The following is a 24,683-nucleotide window of genomic DNA, read 5'->3' on the forward strand; positions in this document are numbered from 1 at the left end:
TTCAAAATATCCTCAAAGAATTGTATTGAACGTTATCATCAATTTGAAAGGTGCTAATATGGAAGATAACATTCCCATAAATGTAAGTGATATTCGAAGTAAACATCTTCACAAAGAAATAGTTGTGAAGGGTTTGGTTTATGAAATGAACATGGTGCAACCTAAGATTCAAAAAGCTGCATTTAAATGTCAGCAATGTGGTGCAATTATCTATGAGGATGTACTGGAAGAACCAGAAATTTGCAGTAAATGTCAAAAAAATGCCCAATTTAAATTTATAGAAGAAAAATGCAAATTTATAGATCATAGAGAAGTAATACTAGTTGAAATCCCCAGTAGATTTGATAATCCATCTACAAAGTATTCTCTTAAGATTGAGCTTGAAGATGATAATGTAGATATTGTAAAAGTAGGGGACGTTATACAAGTAACAGGAATGCTTAGAACATCAACTATTCCTAAAAAGAACAGGAAAGCTCCTGAATTTATATTCTCTGCCGACACCATACATACGATTGGGCAATATGGATCTTACTCAAACAGGGTTGTTTATGAAGATCTACTAGAATCTAATAACGATAAAATAATATCGCAAAGAGACCGGATAAAAATATTAAAAGATACTATACAAGAGCTTACTGATCTTTCTCCAGAAGGCAAAGCTAAAGTTGAAGATGTATATGAGAGAGTATCAACGTCTGGTATTGAAAAAGATGATGCAGAATCTCTTGTAGATAGGATGCGCAGGTCTGGTGATATAATCCTAATAGATGGTCAATTTTTAAAACGGATAGAATAGGTATTTCTGAATTATAAATAGAGGGGGCATTGAATTGACTGAAAGAAATTATGGTTTTCAAATCTCAGGGATTGAATATTACACTACCTATGAGAAGGAAAATTGTGGTTTTGTACGGTTTGATGGTCGAAGTAAAAGAATATTTTATCTTGATTGTTATCCAGGTTATTCCATTAAAAAAGATAAGTACGTGGTAGCAGAGGGCGAAGTTCCTGAAAATAACGATCTTATAGAAATAGTGTCCTTTGAAACTGATAAGCGTCCTATACCAACAAGGGATGGATTTGAATATGCTATTACAAAAACCGTTCACAAGTGGAAAAAAGTAGACCCTCAGAAGATAATCACCAGAAAACCGTTACCTTCTGAAGAGTTTACAAATTATTTCACATACCCTTTCATCTCTGACAGTAAATATGATACAGCTAAATGTCTGGCTATGTATGCAGTTTCAAGTTATGTCCAAGGGTATGATGGTGTAGGTGGTATTCATTCAGGAGTTAAAATACATGATAAAAAGGTCACTGTTCTAAACAGGTTGCTATATGGAATTCCAGATGAATTTAGGCAAAAAAGTTCTGATAAGTATTACGAGACCACTAATCAGAACAAACCATTAAATTATCAGGGTAAGTCTGAAGTAAATATCAATTATTTAAACCCAAAGTCAATTTATGTTCATATTCCTCTTTTTCTCAACCTTGAGGTTAAAAGAAAAAGCGATTATTTGGATAATTTAAAACATATGGAACCATTGATTCAGGCCCAGATACGTGATGCTGTTTTATTTAAACCAGATATTTCGGAAAGTATGAAAAAATATCTTGTTGATCGAACTTATGAGATGATCGAAAAATACAAAGATCAATCTGAACGTGGTTTCTATCTTGATCTTAGTTCAACTGCAGCAAAAGTAAGTACTGCTTTAGCTAGGACAGAGTACGGTAAGAAGTTGACTAAGAAAGTGATCGATGATGGAGTTCTAACATGGATTGATAATTATGACTTTGCAACCAAAAGATTCGGGTCAAATATCAATGTGAAGGAGGAATCCAGACTTTCAAATGCTGCGCTCATGTTGTACATAACTCTTGAAGATACATATGGAATTGATATTGATATACCATTAAATGAAGCAAGAATTGTATCAAAAATGAGTGAGTGGGAGTTTGAAGGAGCTATTGCAGAGTTAAGAAGGAAGAATGCAGTGATATGTCCTGATAACTATTCTATAAGGTTGATTCCTCTCACTTTAGATCATTGATATTCTAATCAGCTGAAATTCCAGTTCAATAAAAGGTCTACAGGATAATTAAAAGAGAAAAGGTGAAATAACACCTTACTCCACAAAAACAGGACAATGGTCATATCTTCATCAAGACCATATTCCAGATTAAACCTAACACGTCTGACTCACATACAAGATCTGAATCATCGTTCAAAACGATTTGATCATATGTGTGATCTGTAGACTTCTAATTATCATCAATTACAAAATCATTCTCCTCTGGATTCTGTGACTGTACATAGGATAGCCATCATATAATCCATAAGTCTCCTCTATGGCTTTGTTAGGGTATGTGTGAAAGACAATAAGGATTGCATCATAATTACCCCGTAAGGTCTCTATAGAGGCGATATAAGGCTGCCTGTGTAAAGGGTCTGTTCCATCTGGATATGTATAAGCATTACTGACAGATACAGTGTTGGAATTATAGACGTAAGCATACTGTTCCTTGCTTGTCGTACGTCCTAGCCTTTCACTGACAACATAATCATATTGTGATTCATCAGAGTTAACCAGGTCCAAAAGCTCATGTAAAGCAGTTTGTGAACTGTCTCTGATCTCCTATATTGTAATCACATCATGGGTCCTGACAATATCTGCAAGTATACCCATCACCTCTGGCTTCGATGCTTTTGTAACTTCGAATACATGGATATTGAATGCACCCACACGTAAAGTGTCATATGCAACGGTTTTGTTTACTGTTTCAGTGAGTTCTTCAGTGGAAATCAGTATTGTCTTCTGAAATACGTCCAAATGTGAACTAATCAGAATGAAAATTGCGAGAATCTGTATTTCATGTAATCCGCTCTAAATTGAACAGTTAATTAAAAAATTTAGGTTTTTGGAAGAAAAAAACTTAAAATATGCTCTGAAAATCCCTCCTCAAATTCGTTCCAAATTGCACAGATGCACAAAAATGCATATAATTTATCATTTTAACTTCTATAAAATGGGCTATTTTTCAGGGATTAAAATCTGGATGGTTTTCCTAAAATACTATTCAAAGTATTCTGCATTTTACTTATTTAATTATTGTGTATTGTTATGTTTCCTATTAACTAGATTCTGTGGGGTGGTTTTACAATGTTCACATCGTTACACTGTAAATTATAATATATTAACAAAATAAAGTAGGTTGCCTGGTACGTTTTCAGAGAGTATATTTCTATACAAAACGTTTATATATTTAAAATCACCTGTTTTTTGTACCAGAAGAAGAATAGCTTCTGGTGTTCAATGAAAAAATGCACAAGATTTGCCATCCTGATTCATTACAATCTAGATTTCTACCGGATCATTTCTCTGTGGGTTAAGGAGAACTCGCAAACGTAAACCTATTGGTTTTTGTGTCACTTCGGTTTCACAATACACTGAAAAGATGCGTCTATACGACTACTTGGGTTTTTGTGTCACTTCGGTTTCACTCTTATTTAGGTAGCGTATATTGAGTGGATTTGCAAAATCCACTCTCAGACTTCAGGGGGATTAATCTCCTGAAGTCTTTAATTATTAGGAAAACTTGTTTTGAATTACTGATTCTTTTACAAACACAAATGGTTGCAAGACTTTATCATCCCATATGTTTTTGTCTTCAATGATAATTCACTGCACAGTATGCATTATTTGTCGATGATGGGTAGTAGCATTTCTGCAATATTATATACTATGTTTATATACTATGCTTACATCTTATAGAGTACATACCAGGTTTGATTATAAAATGGAATATCTTCATATCAGATCAGCGGGTGGACTATTACATAGCAGATGTTTGCTAAATAGTTGCTTTTGTAATAGAGATATACAATTTTGATATATTTGTGACTGTTTGAATTGGCTTTGACTATGGAGTGTTCCGACACTCTCGCCATTATTTACAAAATAAAAGAGATGTAATAATGAGAGAAAACACTCCATCTGATGATTTGCAAGAACTGAGAAACCACCCTTTGATAAGAGAATATGCTTCTGTAGATGATAATATCTACGAGCTTATCAAAGCTACAAATCCTACACTTAGGATGTTTATGGACCTAGCAAAAAAAATCGTTTCAGGGGAATAGATATATGTTCCCCAATTTGTTTTGAATTATTTCTGTAACAAATTCAGATTGTTAAATCATTTGAATTAATAGCATTAACCATTTCTCTAGCTTTTTCACTCTGCAGAAACATCTGTAAAATTTCTGGTAGTTTATCTTCATACTTCTTAATTTCATCCTGTGCACTGTGGTCTAAAACAAGAGAACATTGTGAACAGAATTTATCTTCTGGTTTTAATACATTGCTGCATCTTGGACATTTTTTGAGAGTAACATGACGTTTATCCTCGGTCTTTAGGCCACATTTCTCAAATATTCTATCGTTCATCTCTTGGTCTGTAAAATTGGCATAGATCTTGAACATTTGAGTTGATCCTTTTGACCAGCCAGCTCGATGCTTTATTTCTTGTTCATTGTAGCCATCAAGGATCCAATGAGTTATTGCTAGATGTCTGAAACTATGGGGATTTACACGTTTTTTTATACCAGCTTTCAAGCCAACATTTTTGATCATCACTCTTGCAGTCTTGTAGCTTAAAGGCTCCATGTTTTTATCACGGGTAACCCACAAAGGTGCTTCTGGATCATCTTTTAGTGGGTGCACAGCTAACCATTGATTGAGATAGCCAGTTGACCATGTAATTGGTATTCCTTTAGCATTCATATTTTTCTTGCTTCTTGAAGTACTTGATACGTATATAATAGCACCATACTGATTGAAATCCACATTTTTAATACGGCATGAAGCTAGTGCTCCAATACGCATTCCACTATCTGCTAAGACCGTAATAAAAGCTTTATCTCGTGGATGTCTACATGCCTCAATCAGTTTATCGAATTCTTCCTGTGTAAGTAGATCTTGAGGTTGTACTGGAGTTGCAAGACTTTTGAGTTTAATATTCTTGACCCATTTTGGAGGCTCATCATCATGATACCAACGCATGAACTTCTTAACAAATTTTTTGTAATTTCTGATACCTCCTTGGGAAAGACCTTTTTCATCTTCAAGGTGCATTACAAGTTTCTCAAAGTCCATCTGGTCAAGTTCAATGATGTCTTTATTTATCCCAATAGCACGTAGGTAACTCAACATGCGTGTACTGTAGTTAACATAACCTGTAATCGTGCTTTTTGCCAGTCCTTCATGTCTACAGGATACAACAAACTTCTCCAAAAGGTCGATGTTATCCTGGCCGATATCTGCCTTACGCAATCTTTCCATTGCCTGTACAAAGCCCGAATCTGAACTGTGGATATCATCTACACTTTTTGTCATAGTTATGTATTAGATATTTAGGACTATAAAGTTTTGTTAGATAGTCCGGTTAGGCCCACTTAAAAACTTTATTTTCATATTATTCTATGCGTTTTTAAGTCTGTGTCATTTATCCAATTCTTTTTGTGCAGATCGTTAATTAAGACCCTTAGCTGTGCTTTCCCTCACATAACTACCAATTTTGCTAACCACTAACCGAACATTTCCCTGTTCCTGCATAGTACTTATAAGGAAGCAACAATAAATTCGATAACAGATGGATAAGTGGACTGAAAGTACCTTTCCGGAAGATAGCAACGAACCTAAAACCCTTACAGAAGAAGACCTGCTTCTGCTTATAGAGAAGAGGTTCCCTGGAAGGGATTACCACAGGAATTTTCTTAGCGTTCTGAAGAAAAGCAGATCATCATATAATGGTGAACTTACTGGGACTGCCTCTATGTTGCTTGATAAGGACTGGATGCTTGCAGGACTTTTCTTTGAGGCTCTTCCCGAAGCAGCAGAGAACACAGGTCCTGAGGATATCAGGAAATGGGCAGGTATCGGGATTAAGATATTTGACCTGGATAAGGATCTGGCGATCAAGTATTTTTCCTTTTCAGCTCCGCTTTTAAAGGATCTGACCGTCAGTGAACTTGAAGAGTGGGCTTTGAAGGGTATAGCTGTCTTTGAAGCTGATCCAGCACAAGGAATACCTTATTTTTCCCTGAGGTCTGAAAATTCACTGGAATTCATTGAGAACATCAAGGGATCTGTAGCTCTCACTGATATCTTAAAAGTTCTCAAATATTATGCCCTTGGGCTATCAGGTATCAATTTTAACATTCTTTCAAAAAGGGCTTTAGGGGCAGATAATGAACTTGGGTCAATGAACCCTGTTATCGCAGGGAATACTATCTACCTTCCACCTCGAATTACGAGATATGGTGATCTTGAAGATAATTTTAAGATCTACAAGTTGAGCATAATGCATGAGGTCGGACACATCCGTTTCAGTTCACATGAACCGGAACGTGAGGGAGCAGTAGAACTGATGGCAGATATCAGAAGAAGATATTCGACCATGAAGAAAAGGATCCCTCTGCCAGGAATGCAGGCGGATGGTGCCATTGGAATTACGGATATCATAGCTCTTTTTCCCAATCAGGCACTTGCAGGAACAATACTTGGTATTCTTGAAGATTCAAGGGTCGAGTACCGGATAATGGAACATTATCATGGGGTCAGGTCCGATCTTGAGATAATAAGGTATCAGATGCTTTTGACAAGACCAGCTCCCGGCGGAAAGCTCGAAGAATTCATGGAAGCACTTCTTTGGATTTCGATCGGACATACGCCTGTCCATGATCAGAGCAATGGAACAAGGCTTCTTCTGGATACAATAAGGCCAATGCTGGCGGAAAGCATATTCAGAGAAGGTTCTTCTATACTCGATTCCCTTACTGCGACATTCAGGATATATCAGATCCTTGATGAACAAGAGGGTCCTTTGAGTCAGAAGGAGTATGAAGTACTGAAGAACATTGAGTATCGTGGAGTGAGCATTGGGGCATATGATATGAAAGACCCTCTTTCCTCCCGGTCACATGAGAATATTATCAGGAATTTCATCCCGGAAATGAAAGTGGAAATGACAGTGGAAAAAGAACCATTTCCGGAAGAAAGGGTCAGGGGTCAGCCAACTTATGCTGAAAAAAAGAACTGGAACATACTTGGAACTTACAGGTATGATGAATGGGATGCTGTTATCAATGACTATAAAGCGGACTGGTGCACTGTCAACGAGGTCGAACCTCTGGGTATGTCCAGCGATTACTACAAAGAAGCTTCAGAACAATACAAAAATGAGATATCACTGATAAGGCAGATATTCAACAGAATGAAGCCTGAAGCATTCCGAAAGATGAAGGAACAGATCGATGGAACTGAGGTGGATATCGATGCCTTCATTGATGCACTGGTCCAGAGAAAATGTGGTATAAACCCCGATGATGGTCTCTATATGAGATGGGACAAGCATGAAAGGGATGTTGCAACTCTTTTCCTTGTAGATGTGAGCTATTCCACCCATAAAATGGTGAACTATGAGGAAAAAAGTATACTGGACGTTGAAAAAGATTCTCTTATAATCATGACACAGGCCCTTGAAAGTATTGGTGACAACTATGCGATCTACGCATTTTCAGGTAAGGACAGGGATGATGTTGAGTACTTTGTCATAAAGGAGTTCGATGAGGATCTGTCGGACGATGTCGCACGCAGGATAAGTGTGCTTGAACCGGTATCCAACACAAGGCTTGGACCTGCTATCCGTCATTCGATCAGGAAGCTGGACAAAATAAATACCAGGACAAAGATCATAATACTGCTGTCAGATGGTGAACCCTTCGACATCTCCAGGGGAGAAAGTGCATACAAAGAAAGCATTGCTGAAGAAGATACCAGAATAGCTATTATGGAAAGCAATGCAAAGGGAATTGACCTCTTCTGCATAACTGTGGATCCTGACCCGGGGAAATATCTTGATAATATATTCTCTGATGCAGGCTATACGATAATAGACGATGCCAGCTTGCTTCCGGAGACACTTCCGGTTCTGTATAAGAGAATAACTACCTGAAAAGGCATAGTTCTGATTTTACTTTTGCTGTTCATCTTGTGAATAAAAATAAGTCTGATCAGTTACATTTGATTATAGAAGACCATACTATCATTATATCTTATTTATCAGAGTGGATTCGATGGAAAGAATATACAAATATTATCCGGAAGATTTTGGAGAACTAACTGTCAAAGTAGTACATATGGACCTTCTTTTCGATATCTTTGACGACCATACAAAGGTAAGATCCGATCTCAAATTAAGAACACTTGCTGATCCCATCAATGAACTGGAACTGAATTGCAAGAAACTTGAGATACTGTCAGTGACCTGCAAAGAGTATGATATTGATCATGAATACAGGGAAAAGGACGATATCCTCCTGATAAAGTTCGGCCAGAAAGTACCTGAGAACACCGAGGTTCTGATCACTACCGAGACCATCTGCAGACCTACAATGAACATACTGGAGGGTCTATACTATGATGAGACCCCGGCAGGTGCCCCGCCACAGCAGATCACACAGTGTCAGCAATGGGGATTCCAGAGGATCGTTCCATGTATCGATGACATGACAGCTAAATGCACCTACACGACGACCATCATTGCCGATGAGCGATATACGAATATGATCACCAACGGTGACATCATAGAGGAAAGACACTCCGTTGGGAATGGAAGGGACATGATCGTCTATGATAATTCGATAACCCCAATGGCCACATATCTGTTCTTCCTTGGTGTTGGTACCTATGAGACATTCAGGAAGGAGTTCGAGTATCCTGATGGATACACTTTTGATCTGGAATTGCTGGTGCCACCGGGCTCTGACCCAATAATAGCTCAGAGGTCTCTTGATATTCTTTACGATTCCATAATGTGGATCTATCTTTTCACAGGTCCCAGACAATATGAACAACTGGAAATACGCCAGCAGCTCATGGATATGGTCAGACGAAGAGACCTTCTTAAAAATGAAGGCAAAGCTGCTAATGACAAACTGGACCTGATAAGGGAGGAACTGAAAAGTGTTGTAAGGACCATACAGGCCGGATACAGGTATACTGGTACCGTTTACAGGGAGATCGGCATGCAGAACTCCAATTTCGGCGGCATGGAGAATGTTGGGAACACCACCATCAGTACCAATCGTATAATGCCATTCCCTCAGATGACCGACAATGCTTTTGAGTATCTCATGAGGGTGAAGGTGCATGAGTTCTACCATAACCTGAACGGTTCTGAGGTCACCGGCAAAAGTCCTTTTGAGATATGGCTCAACGAAGCGGTCACTGTCCATATAGAGAGGATGTATCATGCATATCATTTCGGTGAGGATTATAGTCGTCTTCAGGAAGTCCTTGACCTTCTGGCACCAGGTTCCGGAACCTTTGCACTTGACCGTGGAGCAGCTTCTATGCCGATCATCCCTGATGGGTTCAATGACCCTGATGACCTCATCAGCGCTGTGACATATGTAAAGGCTCCAGAGTTTGTAATGATGATAGAGAAACTCATGGGAAAAAGTACATTTGTCGAGGCTCTTGATGTCTATCATTCCAGATATAAACATTCAAATGCTTCAAGCTGGGAATGGATCGAAGCGATGGAAGAGGTTTCGGGTCAGAAGTTCAAAGATATGGCAGATATCTGGCTGAAACAGACACAGTTCCCTGTGGTCCATGTCAAAACATCCTATGATGAGAATGAAAGGACCTACACATTGTTATTAGAACAGGAAGTCCCGGAAGGTGCTTCTTTCTGGCATCTCCCATTCAGTGTAGCTCTTGTTGATGAAGAAGGAAATGACATTTCTGAAGTTATGGAACTTATGCAGGGTAAGGAGAAGACGATAGTTATCAATGATGTTGATAAACCGGCATTCTTGTCCCTGAACCGTGGCTATTCTTTCTTTGGAAAAGTGGTCCATGATGTTGATATCGGGGAACTGGTCTTACAGGCAAGAGTGGACTCAGACCTGATAAACCGGTTCATTGCATTCTACAGGATAGTGGATATGGAAAAAATGGAGCTGATCAGTAACAGTGATTCTCTTCCATCAAAAGAGTTCACAGACCTGTATTATGAGTTCGTCATGGACAATGACCTGATGAATGAAGCAGGTGCTCAGTTCCTGACCATCTTCGAATCTGTGGAGGACGAGGGACTTTCACACAGCTACCAGTTGTTATATGAAGTTAAGAAGAAACTTCTCAAAGCAATAGCAAGCAGACATGATGATTCTCTTATATCACTATATAAGGTTTACAGCGAAAAGGAATACGATGGTCAGGATTACCTGAACGAAGAGGTGACTGCTATCAAGGACCGTCAGGTAAAGAATACAATTCTCTCTGTCCTTTCCACTCTTGATACTTCCACAGTTCATCAGATGATAAAGGAACAGTTCGAGGCAGCTCAGAATGCTACGGATAAATTAAGTGCTTTCAGTTATTATCTTAACAGTTCAGCACCTGACAGGATCTCGTTGATGCAAGCCTTCCAGAAGGAAGCTCAGAAGGATCCGGTAAGCTGGGAAGCTTTCCTGAGGGTTGTAGGAAGCAACAGCAGTGATGATGTATTTGATCTGGTAAGGAAAGTTGGAAGTTCCAGTTCTTTCAGGATAGAGCAGGCAAATGATCAGAGAGCACTTTACGGAAGCTTTGCATTTAACCGAAAGAGATCCCTTCAGACCGAAGAGGGAAGGAAGTTGCTTGAAGATATAGTACTCAGGCTGGCAAAGGTCAATGAATACAATGCTGTAAGCATACTCAATGTCCTTGCTAATATCGACAGGATGGAGGAAGAGTATCACATTCCTCTGGTGGGAATGATGGCTCGTTTTCTGGAGCAGCTCGATAAGGACAGTTCACCAAGTGTCTACAACAGGATCAGGAAGATACTTCTGAACACTCCGAAAGCCGTGGGAAGATATGAAGCAGTCAATGGAAAGATAGACCTTGGTTAAGATAAGAGGCCTTATCAAGGTCCTTTTATCATTTTCTTCTATTATTTACTGTAAAGCCCGTTCTTTCTTCATGATGAAGCGTTGCTCAGAGGAATGCAGATAGATTATCATAATTAAGAAGGAACCACAGGCCGAAAACTCCCATGAAAGCTCCGCAGAAGTAGAGTATCCTTTCATGTGTTCTTGGTGAGAACAGTTCTTTTCCTCTTGAGAATGAAGATGAGACCGCTACAAGGAATCCAAGGTCTGCCAGCCAGTGTCCAAGGATGAACACGATAACTGCGGAGATACCTAACAGGTATTCCTGAAGGATGATGGCACTGCCTGCGGTCAGCCACCATATTACAAGAGAAGGGTTCAGAGCAGAGGTTATTATCCCTGCAGATACAGGACTAGATGAGAGTTCCTGTTTACCGGAAGATGCTGAAATGTCCATTGTGGAAACCTTTTTTGCACTACTGATGAGGACCAGTGCGAAGAGTATCATCATAGCTCCTCCCATTATGGATATGTATGACATTACACTCTCTCCAAGAAAAGCTGTGGCACCAGCCAGGATAAGCAGGAAAATAGCTGTTTCCACAAGTGCATGTCCGATAAATACCCATGGACCAGTTCTCCATCCGTTCTTCATGGAAATGCCAATGGTCGCGAACATCATAGGTCCGGGAATAATGGCAGCGGATATGCCTACTGTGATTCCCAGAACAAGAGCTTGTAACAGATCTATAATGTCTATCACCCGATAACCGAATTAAATATACAATAATGGCTATATATTTAACAGATTTGCTGCGTAATATCTGTTAATGTCTCAGCATTCTGATTTCATAATATTACCAAAACACCTAAGTAATGTCCCTGCCTCCATTGAGCCAAAATGAGTGAGAGCTTGTTTTGTATAAACCGAGTTGATATTTTGCCAATACAAGATGGAGATACGATAAAGATAGACTATACCGGCACACTTGATGACGGTAGTGTTTTTGATAGTTCTGAGAACCATGACGAACCTCTTGAGTTCACAGTAGGTGCAGGTCAGGTCATACCAGGCTTTGATGAAGCTGTAAAGGGTATGGAAGTAGGCGGAGAGAAGACATTCAGAATTGAGGCTGCTGAAGCTTATGGTGAAGCAGACCCTGCTCTTACACAGACCGTGCCAAGGTCGATGCTCCAGTCTGAGTCAGAGATATGTGCAGGAATGATGATCATGGTAGGTACAGCTGATGGCCAGCAGATGCCAGCAAGGATCTCAGAGCTGACCGATGAGACCATAACCCTTGACATGAACCATCCACTTGCAGGCAAGGCACTTACATTCAGCATCAAGGTAGTTGAAGCATAAGCTTTCCTTTTGAGCTCATCCTGAGTTCAGATCTTTTTTTATATTACTTTCTGGAAATCGATATATAATATATGGTTTTATTTTAATTGATGATACATTGCCCTTTATCAGGGACCACAGTTATTCATTTCACTCGATCCACATTTATTCTTCTATCCAAGGTGTGAGAATGTCAGTAATAGATGTCTTTGCAATATTCTATGTAGCTGCCCAGGTAATTGAACGGATCACTGATTCTATAATTAAGTCGATAGGGCCATATGATGATACGAAGGCTGACATTGAGATCACTTCTTTTCAAATAGATAGAATAAAAGCAAAGCTGGATAGTGACATCGGGAAAGAAGAAGAGAAAAGGCTATACGATAAGTTCCATACTCTGTTGAAATACAAGAATCAAAGGGATAATCGGATGGTCCTTGGTGTATTTGTTCTGACCTCGTTCCTGGGAATATTTCTGGCATTTGTACTGCAGCTGCGATTCCTGGAAATGCTGGGTGTAACTGTCCTTCCGGTAATAGACTCTATTGTAACAGGTTTCTTAATATCCGGTGGCACAAAACCACTACACGACCTGATCAAATATATCGAAAAGGCCAAAGGTTGAAACGGATCATTGCCCCATCTTTTCAAATGACTTCTTCCTTAATTCCTGCAGTTTAGCATCATCGGGCTTCTCTGTCAATGCCTTATCGAACATCTCAACTGCACCATTAAAGTCACCAAGCCGGTGAAGGGCGATACCTTTGTGTTTCCAGACCACACTCTTTGCATATCCCATGCCTATCAGTTTATTGAAACACGTAAGAGCCATCTGGTTCTGTCCCAGATGGAGGCAGGTTATACCCTTGTTCATAAGGGCAGTGGCATTCGAAGGCTGAAGCTGGAGGGCAGCCTCGAAGCATTCGTAGGCAAGCTCTCTGTTCTTCTCTCTTCCTGCCTGAACTCCTTCCTGTATCCATTCTGATACGCTTTTCCTGTCACGCTGCCTGAGCTTCCTTCTTGCTCTGTTAAGTGCAGCATTGTGATCGAATGGCCTGTCCTCAGGTTTTCTCTGTACAGGTTCGACGGTCTCTTTCTGACCCGGCCTTTCAGTTTTCCTGACCACTTTCCTCTTCTCAGGGATATATGCAGGCTTATTGAGCATCTTTCGGAGTATCATTATCGCTGCATCCTTATCAAGAGGACTATTATTGTTACCGCATTTTGGTGACTGGATACATGAAGGACAACCATCTAAGCATGGGCAGCTCTCAATGGATCGCAGGGTCACTTCAAGCATCTCCACTATCTTCTCATACCCACTTTCAGCATATCCGACCCCTCCGGGATGTCCGTCATATACGAATATGCCTGTATTGTGGGAGAGGTCAGCATGTTCTGGTGTGGAAACACCGCCAACATCATTCCTGTCGGCCAGTAGATGAAGTGGGTACATTGCTATCATGGCATGCTCAATGGCATGTATACCGCCTGCGAGATCGCGGTCGTACTCGCTCACCAATTCGGTGAAACTAAAGGGCAGTTCAAGCCAGAGGGCTTCTGTTTCAAGTTTGAACTCCGGCATATCCAGAGGCAGGTTTCCAAGCTCTGTATCTGTTCGTTGCTGGAACTTCTTGTAACCGGTAACTTGCTGGGTAACATCAACATCACCAAATCCTACCTTGACATCAGGGTAGGTTCCAAGAGGCTTTGTATCCACAACTTCCCTGACGACGATGTCCGATGACACCAGGGACCTTGTGTAATACCCGTCCTGTGCCTTCTCCACATGTATCTCTTTCTTACCGTGATCCAGCTTTGTGACACAGTAAGGAGTTCCTTTGTTGATGTATACTGCACCCTCGAATGCTTCCCTGTATGCCCGCAGTCTTTCAATATCCTTTTCCAGAGGTTTTCTGGTAGCCTTGTCGATGATAGTGTAATTATTATTATCTATACTGCGTATGGATAATCTCATGTGCGGGTTCGGGTCAAGTGATCTCTTTTCATTTATTCCTTCCAGCAGATCCTCTTCCTCAAGCACCTTCACGATGGTATCGAACTCAGGACCGAAAAATTCGCTGTCCTTTGCTCTTAATGGAAGTTCTTTTGCAGCACATAACAGATGGCCTGCCTGTATGTAACGGTTCGAGACATTGACAACAGCTTCTTCACATTTTCTTCTGAAGAAGTCCTGTGGATTTCTCATGTAATATTGGTCAAGAGCATTGGAATCGGCAACAAGTGCAACTATACTTTCCCTGCTTCCACGACCTGCTCTTCCTGCCTGTTGTCTGGCGCTCATGATCGTTCCCGGGAAACCATCCATAATACAGGCATCAAGTCCTCCAATATCGATCCCAAGTTCCAGGGCATTTGTGGAGATCACACCATCGATGTTGCCTTGTGCAAGCTCTTTTTCTATGGTTTCACGTTCATCCCCGTGGTAACCTCCTCTGTAAGGGCTGATCCTTTCCTCCCCTCCCCTTTCTGCAAGTGTGTTCTTTGCCTGGACGTACATCCTCTCGACCTTTTGCCTCGAACGTGCAAAGGCTATTGTCTGGAGGTCACTCTGGACGAAGGTGGTAAAAAGGTCAACAGTCTCTCCGAAACTTGCTTTTCTCCGGGTGAAGTTATTTGACTTTGAATATAGGGGAGGGTTCCAGAATATGAATTTCTGTGGTCCCTGGCCTGAACTGTCGTTATCGATAAGTGTGAGGTCCTTTCCGGTAAGAGCAGAACTGTGAGCTACCGGATTACCAATGGTTGCAGTACAGCATATGTACTGTGGGTTTGACCCATAGTGCTCGCAGACACGGTTCAGTCTTCTCAGGAGATTTCCCATGTGGCTTCCCATGACACCACTGTATGAGTGGCTCTCGTCCAGGATAATGAAATTAAGATTGGAAAGGAAATACTTCCATTGGTGTTTCCATTGCAGGAAACTTAAATGCAGCATTTCGGGATTCGTAAAGATGATCTTTGTGTTGCCATATTTGACCGTATCCTTCTCGGACTTTGTCATGGAACCTACGAATCGGTCGATGTTCACACTCAATCCCATTGTATGACTGAGCTTCCTGAAGGTGTCAAGCTGGTCATTCACAAGGGCGTTCAGGGGTGATATGTAAAGTGCTGTTGCATGTGGCTCTTCCAGAAGACGCTCGAATATGGGGAGCATGTAGCACATGGATTTGCCGCTGGCAGTGCTGGTCGAAAGTACGATATTCTTCCTTTGTCTTGCCAGTTCCACGGCTTCGGCCTGATGAGCATAGAGTTTATCAATTCCGTTCTCACTCAATGCGTATCTTATAAGAGGATTTATCTCGGCATCCCTGAACTCTGCTTCTCTGCCCGGCAGGTCCTCTATGTGAGATATCTGTCCTTCATATCGTCTTGATGATCGGATCATTTCGATCAGCTGAGAAATATCCATTTTTGGCTGGCTCCGCTGGCTATTAGGTATTTCATCCTTTAAAGCTTATAGTCCAATAGCTGACCTCTTTATAGTTCCACTGTGCTTGATACCGAATTCCCGGGTGCACAACTTTATTATAATAAGATGCAATTTCCTGTGTTGCCTTTCATTCTCATATCATCGGACCTTACGTGAAGTATGGAAAACGATATGTTCATGGAGTCCAGTATGAATAGTAATTAAAGTGATGATAAAATGGTTCCAAAAAAATGTTTTTTGACTAAAGGTGTTGGTGTACACAAGGACAAATTAGCATCTTTTGAATTGGCACTACGTGAGGCACGTATAGAGAAGTATAATCTTGTTAGTGTTTCCAGTATCCTTCCACCTAATTGTAAACTCATAACCAGAGAAGAGGGGATAAATGAATTGCCTGCAGGTGAGATCGTTCATTGTGTTCTTGCACGTAATGAGACAAATGAGCCACAAAGACTTGTGTCTGCTGCTGTTGGAACCGCAGTTCCTGTAAATGAGGGTAAGTATGGTTACATATCCGAGCATCACACTTTTGGTGAGGATGAGTTCATTGCAGGTGAGTATGCTGAAGACCTTGCAGCAACAATGCTTGCAACAACCCTTGGAATAGAGTTCGATGCAGATTCTGCATGGCATGAGAGGGAGCAGGTCTACAAGGCAAGTGGACACATAATAAACACGACCCATTGCTGCCAGGTAGCATATGGGGATAAGGACGGCAAGTGGACCACTGTTGTGGCAGCAATGGTCTTCATTGAGTGAAAAAGGCAGAAACCTTTTTCCACATTCTTTTCTGGATCACAAGATTTTTTTTCTCATAGATATATGTTCGATACCTGCATCCAGGTAGATATTTCCGTATTCCTTAAAGCCGAACTTCTCATAGAAGCCAGTGGCATATGTCTGTGATGAAAGAACGATCTCTGTAGCTCCCATCGAAATAGCTTTTCCTATCAGTTCTTCCATCAACAGATTCCCAAGTCCCATGTTCCGATATTCTCTTAGAACGCATATCCTTCCAATAACAAAAGAGCTTCCAGTTTCAAATATTCTGCCTGTGGCAACTGGTGTCCTGTCATCATATACAACAAGATGCAGGGCTATATTGTCATATTCGTCTATCTCAAGCTCTTCGGGAACTTTCTGCTCTACTACAAATACTTCCCTTCGAACCATGTAGGCATCAATAAAGTTATCATGTCTGTTTGTCCATTTTATTTGCATGTTGATGTCGCTTTTTGTTTTCCTTATCACAATAATGTATCATTATTAACTGTTACTTCCATTTGCTTTCCTGATATTATTTTTTTTAAAATATGCTAACAAGAAGCATCATAATCGAAATATTTAAGTAACTTACCGTTTATCGATAGCCGTCTATAGTATACTATAGACTATATAGCAATGTAGTGATTGGAGATCTAACATGAAGAAATTTTTAAGCTTACTCATGGTTTTCCTGATGATCGGACTCGTAGCCGTATCAGGATGTGCAGACACAGCTGAAGAAACAGCTGCAGAAGAACACACAGAAGAAGTAGCAGAAGAAGTTACTGAGGAAACAGCAGCAGAAGATGCAGCAGCTGAAGAAGATGTAGCAGCAGCAGATGCAAACGAGACAGCAACTGAAGAAGTTGTCACAGAAGAGACAACCGAGGAAGCTGCAGAAGAAACAGCAACTGAAGAAGTTGTCGCAGAAGAGACAACCGAGGAAGTTGCAGACGAGACAGCAACCGAATAATTTCTTTTAACTACATATCCATACTCTGGCATTCCTTCCGGACACAGGTTCGGGGATTGCCAGTATGTATGACCTGTCACACGTATCTTTCTACTTTTCTAATTGTCTGATATATCTTATCTGGCAAAAAATAATTTTCTGTCATCATAACTGTTTTTCCTGACCCTGTTTTTATATCCTGTGTTCAGAATTTCATATAGATATCCTTATATTGATTGCAAATTGATGCATACTGGTCTATAGTCTATATAGAGATTATTTCAGGTAGGATCAGAAATGAAAAGATCATTGAATATTTTATTGATAGGCCTATTATTGGTCGGACTTGTTGCTGTATCAGGATGTGCTGACAGCGCAGAAGGAAGCGGTACTGCAGATGATGTGGCAGAGGAAGAAGTACCTGTATATATCGTAGGTACAGAGCCTTATTTCCCACCATTCGAATATGCAGATGAGAACAACAGTAATGAGATCATAGGTTTTGATGTAGATCTCATCAATGCGATCGCCGAGGATCAGGGCTTTGAGATCGAATGGAAGGACCTTGAGTTCGATGCACTTATCCCTGCTCTCCAGTCAGGACAGATCGACATGATCGTTTCCGGAATGACCATCACTGAAGAGAGAGAGGAATCCGTTGATTTCAGTGAACCATATATCAATGCAGGTCTTGCTCTTGCAGTAGCAGTTGACAACGATGAGATACAGAGTGTCGATGACATTGAAGGAAAGGTCGCTGTAGTTCAGCAGGGTTCAACAGGATCCCAGAAGGCTGATGAACTTAAGGACGAAGGTGTCATTGAGGATGTCATCTATCTTGCACATGTCAATGATATCATACTGAATCTCCAGAGCGGACGTGCAGACTTCATGATAAATGACCTTCCTGTAACCCAGGCCTACATAAGCCAGAACCCTGGTGTTATCAAGATAGTCGATGACCAGATACAGAGTGAATCCTATGGATTTGCTGTAAAGACCGGAAACACAGAACTTCTTGAGAAGCTCAACGCAGGTCTTGCCAACGTTCAGGCAGATGGTACATACGATGAGATCATGGAGAAGTATTTCTAAGATATTCCGAATGAATATGCAGGTCACCTGCATATCCTTTCTTTTTTATTAGTTAGTTAACAAAAGGGAATTCCCGTTCTCATATCGTTACATTTATATGTTCATCACGTATGGCTGTTTATTGTCTTGTAATGGCAGTCCATAGCAAAAAAAGGAGGTATTGCCCTGTCCCTTTTATCAACTTATCTGGAACACATAATAAAAGTCCTTCCTGACCTTGTCACAGGGTCAATGATCACAATAGAGATCACATCTTTCTCTCTGTTGTTCGGAATGATCCTTGGGACTGTATCAGGTCTTGGCAAATTATCAAAAAAACGATTTTTCAGGTATCCTAGTATCGTTTACATCGATTTTATACGTGGCACTCCTCTGCTTGTACAGATATTGCTTTTCTACTATGGTATTCCGGGGTTATATTCCAATGTTACCGGTAACTCATTCAATATCGATCCTATACTTGCAGGTATCATTGTCTGTAGTATCAACAGCGGGGCATATATTGCTGAGATCGTTCGTGCAGGTATCCAATCCATCGATAAAGGGCAGATGGAGGCAGCACGTTCACTGGGTATGAATGAAAGGATGGCAATGAAAGAGATCATCCTTCCGCAGGCATTCAGGAGAATAATACCTCCTCTTGGAAATGAGTTCATAGCTCTTTTGAAAGACTCATCACTGCTTGCTGTAATTGGTGTCCATGAATTGCTCAAGACCGGGCAGTTATACATCTCAAGAACATTTGCAGCTTTTCCGGTGTATATAGCTGTGGCACTTATGTACCTGATACTGACCATTGTGATCTCAAGGATAGTGTCCTATTCAGAAAGGAGGCTTGGTGTAAGTGATAGGAGTTAAAGGACTTTATAAGAGATTCGGGGAACTGGAGGTGCTTAAAGGCATCTCTATAGACATAAAAGAAAGTGAAGTGGTCTGTGTCATTGGTCCTTCTGGCTCGGGTAAAAGTACTTTTCTCAGGTGTATCAACCTTCTGGAAATGCCTAGCTCAGGAGAGATCACCATTGATGGTGAAACGATAACTGACAAAAATATTGATCTCAATAAGATCCGTGAAGAAGCAGGTATGGTCTTCCAGCACTTCAATCTCTTCCCTCACAAGACGACATTACAGAACGTAGCTCTGGCACCGATGAAGGTCCGGAAGCTCTCAAAGGAAGAAGCTGAAGAGCGTGCCCTTGAATTGCTCGATAAGGTAGGCCTGGCAGATAAAGCACATGTATATCCTTCATCGCTCTCAGGAGGACAGAAACAAAGAGTTGCCATAGCAAGGGCACTTGCAATGCGTCCAAAGGTCATGCTCTTTGACGAACCTACATCTGCACTTGACCCGGAGATGGTGGGTGAGGTATTAGGGGTCATGAAGGACCTGGCCATGGCAGGCATGACAATGGTCGTTGTCACTCACGAGATGGGATTTGCCAGGGAAGTTGCTGACAGGGTTCTCTTCATGGATGATGGTATCATTATAGAGCAGGGAACACCTGATGATATATTCTCAAATGCAAAGCATGAGAGAACAAGATCATTCCTTGGCAAGATACTTTGATATCTGGATATACAAATAGAAGTATTAGCAGGATGATAGTATCATTACTTTCATCCTTTTCATGATCTATTTCTTTTCAGCAAGCTCCTTTATTCCATTCTTATCCAGTCTGTATATGAGCCACTCTTTCTGGAGCTCTCCTCCAAAGTGCTCATAGAATTTCCTTGCCGGGTTCCAGTCAAGTACGCTCCATTCCATTCTGCCACAATCACGTTCCTGTGCGATCTGTCCGCAGCGTACCATTAGTGCTTTTCCTACGCCCATACCACGGAACTCAGAATGTACGAATATATCTTCAATGTATAATCCCGGCTTGCCCACAAATGAGGAGAAGTTATGGAAGAACATAATAAAACCTGCAGGCTTTCCGTTGACCTCGGCCACTATCGCCTCTGCGTATGTCCTTTCGCCGAAGAGAGCTTCTCTGAGTGTTTCCTCAGTTGAAAGCACATGGTCGGCAAGACCTTCGAATTCAGCCAGTGAACGTACAAGATCCATGATAAGTGGAATGTCCTGTTCACCTGTATGTCTTACAATTATCTCATTTTTCTGTGATCCATTTTCCATTATCACACCTCTGGTCATTGTAACTAATGATTTGCTCTGGCAGCGTTAATTTCTCATTCTATTAGGGTACTACTATTTCTATCAAACCGATAAAGCCGTTCAGACAAAAGGTGAATGTAGATGCATGTTTCAAAGATAGCTATCATATCTCTTGTTGTTCTCATATTGGTGACAATACTTGTTACCCAGGCATTGCAGGACACCATTTATTTCTCCCTGTTCGTAGGGATACCTTCCGGGATAATTGCTTCTGTATTGACCTTTGTTTATCTTTTCAGGCAAAAGGGTCAATAACTAATAATGAGAAGTTAGAAATATGCCATTACTAACTATCCTATCATGCAAGATCCTTCAGGACGAAGTGGTACACATTCTGAAAAATGATCATCTGGTGGATGAGATCCTTGTTGTTGGTAATGGACAGGAAGATGACCTGGTTTCAAAGCTTCGCATGGCTGGCCTGGACCATCTCTTGTTGTCCCCTGCAAAACTTCGGTCAGATACGGAAACCTACAGGAACGATCCTGAAAAGTATTCTGTAATGATATACATGGTAGAACTTGCATTACACGAGTTCCCAAAGATCCTCAAAACAGAGGTCTACAAGTTAATAGATGAGTTAGGACAGTGTTCCAGTGGGATCCTTCTCTTCTATGGACTGTGTGGGAACGTTTTCGATAAGCTGGATATTGATTTCTCTCACCTTGAAGACACATGTCCTGTGAGGATCCTCAGGGATGATACAAGGGTAGTTGATGATTGTATAGGTGCGACCCTTGGAGGTTGTGGTGAATACCTTGCTACTCTAAAAAACCTCAGTGAACATGGTACCTTCCTTTTCACACCTATGTATGCCCATGCCTGGCGGGAGATCATGAGGGTCGATCCGGTAAAACCTGAGAAGACAATAAAGATGCTCAGGAAGGTCAATGAGATGACAGGCTACAAGCGGGTTGCCAAGATCCGTACTGGTCTGACATATACTGACAATTTCGATGAGAAGGTAGATGAGTTCGCAGAGATATTTGATTTTGAGGTGCTGGAGCTAGAGGGCGGACAGGATCTTTTTGAAAAATGCTACGAGGATATCAAGCACGATATAATTGGTTGCAAGTAGTTGTTCTCATGTGTATGTAACAAACACTTTTACCAATTTTAGTAACATATATTTCTGAATACGTTAAAGAAAAGTTTATACTTCATGTAACCTGACATTTTAAACAGGAGAGTTTTTCATATTATTTGGAAGATGTCAGGAGAAATATGTATTTTACTATTTTTCAAATATCACAATGTTCTGAATAGAAAGTATATGATCGTTCTAGGTGATGGTAATGGGGACAAGGGAAGAATTACTTAGCAAAGGATACGAAATAGCAACATTCGCTGCAGGTTGCTTTTGGGGAGTCGAATCGGTTTTCAGAAAAGTAAAAGGTATAGATCACACTCAGGTGGGATATACCGGTGGGACAACGGTGAATCCTAGCTATAAAGAGGTGTGTACCGGGACCACCGGACATGCAGAGGCAGTGGAACTGATATTCGATCCGAATATAGTCCCATATCACAAACTGCTGGAGCTTTTTTGGGCATTACACGATCCTACCACCCTTAACAGACAGGGGCCGGACGTAGGAACACAATATCGTTCTGCTATATTCTATCATAATGCTGATCAGCAACATGCGGCTATAGCTTCCAAAATGGACCTTCAAAGATCAGGCAAATTCGATAATGAGATCACTACCGAGATAGTACCTGCAGGCCCATTCTATCGTGCAGAGGAATATCATCAGCAGTATTTTGAAAAGATGGGTACAGAAGGCGGCTGCATAATGAAGTATTGACCGCAAGGTCTCTACACTTCCATTTCTATTTCCATACCACTTCAAAAATAAATTATGTTCGTATACAGGGTATAATAATATATAGAGTAAGGCATTATAATTCTTATTGGGGTAGCAACGAGAACTAATTGGCAGATGCATACTCATAGACGTGGTTTAGAGCTTTGCTTACATACAACTACAGGGTAAGTATTGACCTGATAGGGGTGATGTCCTGAAAGACCTTAGAAAAAATAGCCAGCAATGTGATAATGATGACAGATATCACATGCTTTTTGAAAGAGCATCAAGTGCCATTGTCATACACAGGGAAGGGCAGATACTTGATGCCAATGCAAGTGCTTGTGAGCTGTTCGGGTACAATTCAGAGGGATTGAAAGGGCAGGACCTGTTATCATTCGTAGAAGGATCTGGCGAGGAGATCAGGAATATTATCCCAAATGGAACTTCACGTTCTGAGTTAAGGATACAAAAGGCAGATAGTACATTGATAGACGTGGAAGTAAGTTCTTTCAATATAGATGATGATGGCTCTGTTCAGGGTGCTATAATAAGGGATATTACAGAGTTTCTGGATGCCAGGAAGACACTACAGGATAATCTGAGGTTCATAGGCACCTTGCTGGATACCATTCCAAGTCCGATCTACTATAAGGACCGGAACAATGTCTATATTGGTTGTAACAAGGCTTTTTCAAAGGATATAATCGGGGTTCCAAAAGAAGATATAATCGGTAAGAACCTTTTTGATTTCTCTCATGCAATTCCGCTGGATACAGCTTCTGTATACCACAAGTTCGACATGGAGCTCATGCTGAAGGGTGGCACCCAGAGATATGAAGGAACTGTCAGGAAAGCTGATGGAAAAGCGGGAGATTTCATTTTCAACAAAGCTGTCTATACAGACTATACGGGAAAGATAAATGGGATAGTTGGTGTCATGCTCGAGGTCACCGACTACAAGAAAGCAGTTCAGTCCCTTCTCGAAAAGACAAGCCTTCTGGAAGGACTATTGAGGTCAGTACCTGATATGGTCTTCTTTAAGGACCGCAAAGGTGTATATCTTGGTTCTAATCCTGTGTTCTCGGAATATGTGGGTATACCTATGGACGATATCATCGGGAAGACTGATTTTGAACTGTTCGACCAGGAGACGGCTGAATTCTTCCGTGAGAAGGACAGAGCAGTAATAGAATCAGGTTCTTCTCGCAGGAATGAGGAATGGGTGGATTATCCTGATGGCAGCAGAGTTCTCCTTGAGACTTTCAAAGCTCCTTTGAGGATGCCGGATGGGAACATTATTGGTTCATTGGGTATAGGTCGTGATATCACTGGTAGAAAACTGGCTGAACACTCTATCCTTGAAGCTAAGATCGCAGCAGAGGTGGCTAACAGGACAAAGAACGAGTTCATTGCCAATATGAGCCATGAACTGCGCACACCGTTGAACTCGATAATAGGATTCTCGGATGTACTTGCAGAAGGAATATCCGGTGACCTGAACAATGAGCAGGCCAGATATGTGTCACATATTTCGAACAGTGGTAAACATCTGTTAGGGATCATCAATAGTATAATCGATATTTCCAAGATAGAGAATGGGAAAGTAGAACTCTATTATGAGCTTGTGGATATCATCGATCTTATAAATGAGTCCATTGATCTGCTTACTCCTCTGGCAGAGCAGAAGAGCATAGTCATTCAAGTGGAGGACAGGTCTGCATCCCGAATGTGCATCATTGGAAAGACCCAGATATCCCAGGTGCTTTACAATCTAATAGGAAATGCAATAAAATTCACTCATCCTGGTGGATCGGTCACAATAACTATTGATGAAGAGGAGGACGTATTCTCCATTTCCGTAACAGATACCGGTATAGGTATTCCTCATGATCATCTTGAAGATATATTCCTTCCTTTCAAGCAGGTGGATTCACAAAAGAGCAGACGTTATTCAGGAACAGGTCTTGGACTTGCACTTGTCAGGGAGTTCGTAGAGATTCATGGGGGCCATGTAAAGGTGGAAAGTGAACCTGAAAAAGGAAGTACATTCAGTTTTACGGTCCCAAAGAAGGTCACTAAGAATGAAGATCGACCCAAAAGTCTATAAATCTAAAATTAAATGTAT

General features: G+C 40.9%; 22 protein-coding genes. 16 read left to right on the forward strand and 6 right to left on the reverse strand.

From position 1 onward, the window contains the following. Nucleotides 1-58: 58 nt before the first annotated feature. On the forward strand, nt 59-799 hold the full coding sequence (locus tag BM008_RS01955) for a minichromosome maintenance protein MCM (protein WP_143072241.1): 741 nt from the start codon (nt 59-61) through the stop codon (nt 797-799). A 34-nt stretch (nt 800-833) separates the two neighbouring features. Next, entirely contained in the window at nt 834-2,063 is a 1,230-nt protein-coding gene (locus BM008_RS01960; protein WP_091932434.1) for a hypothetical protein, read from the forward strand. A gap of 585 nt (nt 2,064-2,648) precedes the next feature. Here the strand turns inward: BM008_RS01960 and BM008_RS01970 are convergent. Further along, nucleotides 2,649-2,843 carry a hypothetical protein gene (locus tag BM008_RS01970; protein ID WP_091932437.1) on the reverse strand — a complete coding sequence of 65 codons (195 nt, stop codon included), beginning with the start codon at nt 2,841-2,843 and terminating at the stop codon, nt 2,649-2,651. Nucleotides 2,844-3,988: 1,145 nt separating this feature from the next. Between BM008_RS01970 and BM008_RS14800 the strand changes: the two genes are divergently transcribed. Further along, on the forward strand, nt 3,989-4,153 hold the full coding sequence (locus BM008_RS14800; protein ID WP_177187923.1) for a hypothetical protein: 165 nt from the start codon (nt 3,989-3,991) through the stop codon (nt 4,151-4,153). A gap of 43 nt (nt 4,154-4,196) precedes the next feature. Here BM008_RS14800 and BM008_RS01975 read toward each other — a convergent pair whose 3' ends face one another. Beyond that, a complete protein-coding gene (locus BM008_RS01975; protein WP_091932438.1) occupies nt 4,197-5,408 on the reverse strand; it encodes a tyrosine-type recombinase/integrase in 1,212 nt (403 codons plus the stop codon). Nucleotides 5,409-5,664: 256 nt separating this feature from the next. Between BM008_RS01975 and BM008_RS01980 the strand changes: the two genes are divergently transcribed. Both BM008_RS01980 and BM008_RS01985 read left to right on the forward strand, forming a co-directional pair. Next, nucleotides 5,665-8,028 carry a nitric oxide reductase activation protein NorD gene (locus BM008_RS01980; protein WP_091932440.1) on the forward strand — a complete coding sequence of 788 codons (2,364 nt, stop codon included), beginning with the start codon at nt 5,665-5,667 and terminating at the stop codon, nt 8,026-8,028. A gap of 121 nt (nt 8,029-8,149) precedes the next feature. Next, on the forward strand, nt 8,150-10,978 hold the full coding sequence (locus BM008_RS01985; RefSeq protein WP_091932441.1) for a M1 family metallopeptidase: 2,829 nt from the start codon (nt 8,150-8,152) through the stop codon (nt 10,976-10,978). 85 nt (nt 10,979-11,063) lie between these two features. Here BM008_RS01985 and BM008_RS01990 read toward each other — a convergent pair whose 3' ends face one another. Further along, nucleotides 11,064-11,720, reverse strand: coding sequence for a LysE family transporter (locus BM008_RS01990; protein WP_091932442.1), 657 nt, complete (start codon nt 11,718-11,720; stop codon nt 11,064-11,066). Between the two features lie 177 nt (nt 11,721-11,897). On the opposite strand from BM008_RS01990, the gene BM008_RS01995 reads away from it, so the two are divergent. Both BM008_RS01995 and BM008_RS02000 read left to right on the forward strand, forming a co-directional pair. Beyond that, a complete protein-coding gene (locus tag BM008_RS01995) occupies nt 11,898-12,323 on the forward strand; it encodes an FKBP-type peptidyl-prolyl cis-trans isomerase (RefSeq protein WP_177187924.1) in 426 nt (141 codons plus the stop codon). Nucleotides 12,324-12,492: 169 nt separating this feature from the next. Further along, a complete protein-coding gene (locus tag BM008_RS02000) occupies nt 12,493-12,930 on the forward strand; it encodes a hypothetical protein (protein ID WP_091932443.1) in 438 nt (145 codons plus the stop codon). 6 nt (nt 12,931-12,936) lie between these two features. Here the strand turns inward: BM008_RS02000 and BM008_RS02005 are convergent, their stop codons facing one another. After that, nucleotides 12,937-15,741 (reverse strand): DEAD/DEAH box helicase, encoded by a 2,805-nt coding sequence (locus tag BM008_RS02005; RefSeq protein ID WP_091932444.1) that lies wholly within the window; start codon nt 15,739-15,741, stop codon nt 12,937-12,939. A 237-nt stretch (nt 15,742-15,978) separates the two neighbouring features. On the opposite strand from BM008_RS02005, the gene BM008_RS02010 reads away from it, so the two are divergent. Beyond that, nucleotides 15,979-16,521, forward strand: a complete 543-nt coding sequence (locus BM008_RS02010; RefSeq protein WP_091932445.1) for a pyruvoyl-dependent arginine decarboxylase — start codon at nt 15,979-15,981, stop codon at nt 16,519-16,521. Nucleotides 16,522-16,557: 36 nt separating this feature from the next. Here BM008_RS02010 and BM008_RS02015 read toward each other — a convergent pair whose 3' ends face one another. Next, complete coding sequence (locus BM008_RS02015) at nt 16,558-16,983, reverse strand: GNAT family N-acetyltransferase (protein ID WP_143072242.1); 426 nt, start codon at nt 16,981-16,983, stop codon at nt 16,558-16,560. A 202-nt stretch (nt 16,984-17,185) separates the two neighbouring features. Here BM008_RS02015 and BM008_RS02020 point away from each other — a divergent pair, with 202 nt between their 5' ends. The 4 genes from BM008_RS02020 to BM008_RS02035 all read left to right on the forward strand — a co-directional run bounded on the left by BM008_RS02020 (nt 17,186) and on the right by BM008_RS02035 (nt 20,141). Continuing rightward, nucleotides 17,186-17,500, forward strand: a complete 315-nt coding sequence (locus BM008_RS02020; protein ID WP_091932450.1) for a hypothetical protein — start codon at nt 17,186-17,188, stop codon at nt 17,498-17,500. Nucleotides 17,501-17,776: 276 nt separating this feature from the next. Continuing rightward, a complete protein-coding gene (locus BM008_RS02025) occupies nt 17,777-18,574 on the forward strand; it encodes a basic amino acid ABC transporter substrate-binding protein (protein ID WP_091932452.1) in 798 nt (265 codons plus the stop codon). Between the two features lie 198 nt (nt 18,575-18,772). Then, nucleotides 18,773-19,432 (forward strand): amino acid ABC transporter permease, encoded by a 660-nt coding sequence (locus BM008_RS02030; protein ID WP_281246264.1) that lies wholly within the window; start codon nt 18,773-18,775, stop codon nt 19,430-19,432. Then, entirely contained in the window at nt 19,419-20,141 is a 723-nt protein-coding gene (locus BM008_RS02035) for an amino acid ABC transporter ATP-binding protein (RefSeq protein ID WP_091932455.1), read from the forward strand. The genes BM008_RS02030 and BM008_RS02035 overlap by 14 nt, the downstream gene beginning before the upstream one ends. 66 nt (nt 20,142-20,207) lie before the next feature. Here the strand turns inward: BM008_RS02035 and BM008_RS02040 are convergent, their stop codons facing one another. Further along, nucleotides 20,208-20,708: a GNAT family N-acetyltransferase gene (locus BM008_RS02040; RefSeq protein WP_091932457.1), complete on the reverse strand. Its 501-nt coding sequence runs from the start codon at nt 20,706-20,708 to the stop codon at nt 20,208-20,210. 120 nt (nt 20,709-20,828) lie between these two features. Here BM008_RS02040 and BM008_RS14805 point away from each other — a divergent pair, with 120 nt between their 5' ends. The 4 genes from BM008_RS14805 (at nt 20,829) to BM008_RS02055 (ending at nt 24,665) form a co-directional block, all read left to right on the forward strand. Further along, entirely contained in the window at nt 20,829-21,002 is a 174-nt protein-coding gene (locus tag BM008_RS14805; protein WP_177187925.1) for a DUF8147 domain-containing protein, read from the forward strand. A 22-nt stretch (nt 21,003-21,024) separates the two neighbouring features. Next, nucleotides 21,025-21,825 (forward strand): DUF1638 domain-containing protein, encoded by an 801-nt coding sequence (locus BM008_RS02045; RefSeq protein WP_091932472.1) that lies wholly within the window; start codon nt 21,025-21,027, stop codon nt 21,823-21,825. A gap of 217 nt (nt 21,826-22,042) precedes the next feature. After that, nucleotides 22,043-22,555, forward strand: a complete 513-nt coding sequence (msrA, locus tag BM008_RS02050; RefSeq protein WP_091932484.1) for a peptide-methionine (S)-S-oxide reductase MsrA — start codon at nt 22,043-22,045, stop codon at nt 22,553-22,555. A gap of 214 nt (nt 22,556-22,769) precedes the next feature. After that, on the forward strand, nt 22,770-24,665 hold the full coding sequence (locus tag BM008_RS02055; protein WP_281246265.1) for a PAS domain-containing sensor histidine kinase: 1,896 nt from the start codon (nt 22,770-22,772) through the stop codon (nt 24,663-24,665). Nucleotides 24,666-24,683: the final 18 nt, after the last annotated feature.

This window comes from Methanolobus profundi, assembly GCF_900114835.1.
GTDB lineage: Archaea > Halobacteriota > Methanosarcinia > Methanosarcinales > Methanosarcinaceae > Methanolobus > Methanolobus profundi.

Bases quoted from the DNA above. Each gene is read 5' to 3' on its own strand.
- BM008_RS02010 (WP_091932445.1), top strand. From the start codon at position 15,979: ATGGTTCCAAAAAAATGTTTTTTGACTAAAGGTGTTGGTGTACACAAG.
- BM008_RS01975 (WP_091932438.1), bottom strand. From the start codon at position 5,408: ATGACAAAAAGTGTAGATGATATCCACAGTTCAGATTCGGGCTTTGTA.
- BM008_RS14805 (WP_177187925.1), top strand. From the start codon at position 20,829: ATGCATGTTTCAAAGATAGCTATCATATCTCTTGTTGTTCTCATATTG.
- BM008_RS01985 (WP_091932441.1), top strand. From the start codon at position 8,150: ATGGAAAGAATATACAAATATTATCCGGAAGATTTTGGAGAACTAACT.
- BM008_RS01955 (WP_143072241.1), top strand. From the start codon at position 59: ATGGAAGATAACATTCCCATAAATGTAAGTGATATTCGAAGTAAACAT.
- BM008_RS02020 (WP_091932450.1), top strand. From the start codon at position 17,186: ATGAAGAAATTTTTAAGCTTACTCATGGTTTTCCTGATGATCGGACTC.
- BM008_RS02025 (WP_091932452.1), top strand. From the start codon at position 17,777: ATGAAAAGATCATTGAATATTTTATTGATAGGCCTATTATTGGTCGGA.
- BM008_RS02015 (WP_143072242.1), bottom strand. From the start codon at position 16,983: ATGCAAATAAAATGGACAAACAGACATGATAACTTTATTGATGCCTAC.
- BM008_RS14800 (WP_177187923.1), top strand. From the start codon at position 3,989: ATGAGAGAAAACACTCCATCTGATGATTTGCAAGAACTGAGAAACCAC.
- BM008_RS02040 (WP_091932457.1), bottom strand. From the start codon at position 20,708: ATGGAAAATGGATCACAGAAAAATGAGATAATTGTAAGACATACAGGT.
- BM008_RS02000 (WP_091932443.1), top strand. From the start codon at position 12,493: ATGTCAGTAATAGATGTCTTTGCAATATTCTATGTAGCTGCCCAGGTA.
- BM008_RS02045 (WP_091932472.1), top strand. From the start codon at position 21,025: ATGCCATTACTAACTATCCTATCATGCAAGATCCTTCAGGACGAAGTG.
- BM008_RS02005 (WP_091932444.1), bottom strand. From the start codon at position 15,741: ATGGATATTTCTCAGCTGATCGAAATGATCCGATCATCAAGACGATAT.
- msrA (WP_091932484.1), top strand. From the start codon at position 22,043: ATGGGGACAAGGGAAGAATTACTTAGCAAAGGATACGAAATAGCAACA.
- BM008_RS01980 (WP_091932440.1), top strand. From the start codon at position 5,665: ATGGATAAGTGGACTGAAAGTACCTTTCCGGAAGATAGCAACGAACCT.